The following is a 3,339-nucleotide window of genomic DNA, read 5'->3' on the forward strand; positions in this document are numbered from 1 at the left end:
GTAGAGTTAAAGATTACGCTGCACAATGATGGAAAGGCGATGGCGGAAGAAATCTATGTGGACATGGACGAGCCAGAAAATGTATGGGTGATTGATGAGGATGAGTGGGAATCTCTTTCGAAGTTTAGCACTATTTCAGACCCGTTCCATGCGGCCAGACAGAAGAAAGCCATCCATAAGATACCGTCCCTTGAGATGCAGAATGCGTTTGACTGTGCAAGCAGGGTATTTTTAGCTTCCGGTTTGGCGTATCCGTCAGAGCTGATGAATGTTCCGGTGTCGCTGCTTACACCATTTAACAAAGATTTTTACCGTAGAGTGGAAGATGGAGATGTTGTACTGCATTTGGACAAGCTGCTGCAAGGAAGAATGGTTGAATTTAAAAAGATTTATATGATTCCGAAGAAAGTGGGAGAAGCGGATATAAAAGTGGCTTATCAGTGTCGGCAGTTTCCGGATGCGGTAGTGGGGAAAATCAAGGTTGAAGTATTGGCAGAGGACACGGAATGATAGAGATTATTTTGCATGATATCTGCGATACATTTCCATATCTGAAATATGGATTGGCGGCTGCAGTTTGTACTGCCCTGGCTTTAACAGTATTAAACCACAGTCGAATCATGGACAAGGAAAAGCGGAGCAACTATGTTTCGCTGCTAGGTAAGAGTATGTTTCTGGCATTTTACGGAGCGGTTTTGCTTCAGGTCACACTGCTGTCACGAGAACCGGGAAGCAGAACTGCCGCTGATTTGATTCCTTTCAGCACCTGGGGAACAACAGCGCAGAGCAGAGCGCATGAGATTGAGAATATGATTATGTTCCTGCCCGTAGGGGTGTTTCTTCCGATGTTGCATAGAGGACTGCGGGAATTTCGCACAGCCGTTCTGGTGCTGACTGGACTCAGCGCTGGCATTGAACTGATACAGTTTGTGACACAGCGGGGATATCTGCAGACAGATGATGTAATTATGAATGTACTGGGTGGTGTGGCTGGATATACATTTTGGCGATTGATTTTCAAATGGAGGAAATAGCATATGAAAAACACAACATTACTGATTATGGCAGCCGGTATCGGCTCACGCTTCGGCGGAGGAATCAAGCAATTGGAGCCGGTGGGATTACATGATGAGATTATTATGGACTATTCCATCCATGATGCCATCGAAGCCGGATTTAACAAAGAGTATGTAAGTTTAACTGCTGTTATGGGTGTGAAACATATACTGTACCTGCAAATATTAGCTTACGTATTTATTCAAAAGATAATGATAAATATCGGCATGTTAATATCTGGCAGTATCTTCAATTGGGACTGCTAGTTGCGGCATCGCAAATAAAAACAGATTTTCAAAGTACAATAGAAGTGAACTATACGATTCGAAAAGAAGCATTTGCGTGTGAAGAAAATTTGCTTGGACAAAACAGCAAGAAAACATTGAACAATTATGTTGAATTGTATTATTCAAAGGAAGAGCAGAGAAAAATTTTTTATGAGTGCATTGGAAACCAGGATCCAGATTATTTATTTGAACCATCATTGGCGAAGATGGATGGCATGGAAGAAGAAGCATTTGTGGGCGTTAAAACCCTGTGTCATCCGTATAATCTGGCACTTAGTGAATCTGTATTTGACAGTATTTTCCGTCATTCTTTTGACAGAACTCATGACATTCAGGAGTATGGAAGAGTATTAACAGAACATATGCCTGAGATTAAAAAAATAGCTACAGTTCTTGGTCGAGGGGAAAAGGTTAAGGAGTTGATTGAGGAAACGGCAGCCGAACTTGCATTTAATAATGACCCTTCTCTTGCATCTGGAAATGTTTGTTATTATTACGAGAAGATTAGTATGTTACCGAACTTCTGGGCACAGACTAATAATTTCAAACGGTTGCTGAGTTTGTTTGATAGAAACTTGATGTTTATACGAGATGTTCACGATGTATGCAAAAAATTCAATGGTTTATCCAGATGTAAAGGAAATTGCAAGAAGTGTGATGCGATTCATCATCCTTTTTCAATGTTGTACAAGCTGGGAATGCTAGGAATAATACCAACGTCATTAAACAGAGAAGGGTATGTTACACAGGAATTTTTAGACTCTACAAAAGTAACTTATATTACAGGAAATGATTTGTTAAATGTAAATAATGATTGCATTTATGTTCTTCATCCTGCCCTGACAAAAAGTATAGATAAGTTGCAGCGAAAGAAGATTAAGCATTTTAACCTGTTTGTTCTGGGAAAGGGAATGAGTGTACCGCAGGATAAGTTAATGCAATTAGTCGCAGATTATAGAAATAATACGATTAAAAAGAGCGATTTTGACAGTAAATATTATTCGAAACAAATGAAGAAGGACTAAGTGGGGTTACTGTTAGATGGTAACTTGTGGGAGGTATCAGATTTATGCAATTAACAGCAATTCATCACATAGCAATTATAGTATCAGATTACAACCGTTCAAAAGATTTCTATGTCAACAAGCTAGGTTTTTCTGTCATCCGGGAGAACTATCGCCCGGAAAGAAATGACTGGAAATCGGATTTGCAATGTGGAAATATAGAACTGGAAATCTTCGGTGTGTCCAATCCACCTGCCAGAGTATCACATCCGGAAGCGGCGAAGATGTGAGAAAAGATAGTCGAAAATGAATCATACTACCCAAAAGAATAGGGGGTGTGTATTATGGGAATCCTGTCACTGTCACGTAAGAGACAGCCGATGAGAAATCGGCTTCTCTTTGAAGACTTATATATAGATAGTTACGATTTAGAAAGATGAAGTGATAAAGATGAGTGTGGAAAAAGCGAACAGAACCTGGCATGCCGGGAAGCCGAAGAAGAAGCCGGATTATGATAGAGAAGAAATTACGGAAGAACTTCTGGCAGCGGTTGTTGGGGTATATGAAGCTCTGGATGAGTACGGGAACCACCCATCTCTCCAGGCAATCGTGGATGAACTTGATTGTGGGTTGAATCCCTTAAAAGTCCGCAAGCTGCTCATCACAGCCGGGGAAGTGCAAGGTAAAAAGATATATGAATCAGCCACAGTGGATGAAGTGCTTTCATTGTGGAAAGAGGGGGAAGAGTGTGGAGGAGATTATGTCCACACTGGAACGTTCTCGGGCTTCCGTGAACTCATACCTTCCGTACACGAAAATCATTTACAAAATGAAGGAGAGCAGCGTTGGTGCTGATCGGGAGAAGTTGTACCGGGAGAGGAAGAAAGCTGTAGCAGAAATGGCAGAGGAACCATCCGCAGATAATTTGTGGAATGCGATTGTGGCATTTCAGGGCTATCCTTTCAAGACGAGCAAAGGACTGAGTTTTACAT

5 protein-coding genes and 1 pseudogene are annotated in these 3,339 nt (G+C 41.2%); all 6 read left to right on the plus strand.

The genetic code is table 11. The annotated features are described in order from the left end of the window. Nucleotides 1-510: hypothetical protein (locus AC075J_RS00460; RefSeq protein ID WP_476389832.1), on the plus strand; the 510-nt coding region annotated here is incomplete at its 5' end. Further along, entirely contained in the window at nucleotides 507-1,034 is a 528-nt protein-coding gene (locus AC075J_RS00465; RefSeq protein ID WP_025580016.1) for a VanZ family protein, read from the plus strand. The genes AC075J_RS00460 and AC075J_RS00465, both read left to right, overlap by 4 nt. Nucleotides 1,035-1,037: 3 nt before the next feature. Continuing rightward, nucleotides 1,038-1,184, plus strand: a pseudogene (locus AC075J_RS00470) (nucleotidyltransferase); the annotation flags it as partial. 125 nt (nucleotides 1,185-1,309) lie between these two features. Then, nucleotides 1,310-2,368 carry a hypothetical protein gene (locus AC075J_RS00475; RefSeq protein WP_118617517.1) on the plus strand — a complete coding sequence of 353 codons (1,059 nt, stop codon included), beginning with the start codon at nucleotides 1,310-1,312 and terminating at the stop codon, nucleotides 2,366-2,368. 44 nt (nucleotides 2,369-2,412) lie between these two features. Further along, a complete protein-coding gene (locus tag AC075J_RS00480; RefSeq protein ID WP_025580014.1) occupies nucleotides 2,413-2,637 on the plus strand; it encodes a VOC family protein in 225 nt (74 codons plus the stop codon). 160 nt (nucleotides 2,638-2,797) lie between these two features. Then, nucleotides 2,798-3,202, plus strand: coding sequence for a hypothetical protein (locus tag AC075J_RS00485; RefSeq protein WP_476389833.1), 405 nt, complete (start codon nucleotides 2,798-2,800; stop codon nucleotides 3,200-3,202). Nucleotides 3,203-3,339: the final 137 nt, after the last annotated feature.

This window comes from Blautia sp. ZXY-1-C6 (assembly GCF_056339875.1).

Excerpts from the sequence above, each read along its gene's own strand:
- AC075J_RS00465 (WP_025580016.1), top strand. The coding sequence starts at position 507 with ATGATAGAGATTATTTTGCATGATATCTGCGATACATTTCCATATCTG.
- AC075J_RS00485 (WP_476389833.1), top strand. The coding sequence starts at position 2,798 with ATGAGTGTGGAAAAAGCGAACAGAACCTGGCATGCCGGGAAGCCGAAG.
- AC075J_RS00480 (WP_025580014.1), top strand. The coding sequence starts at position 2,413 with ATGCAATTAACAGCAATTCATCACATAGCAATTATAGTATCAGATTAC.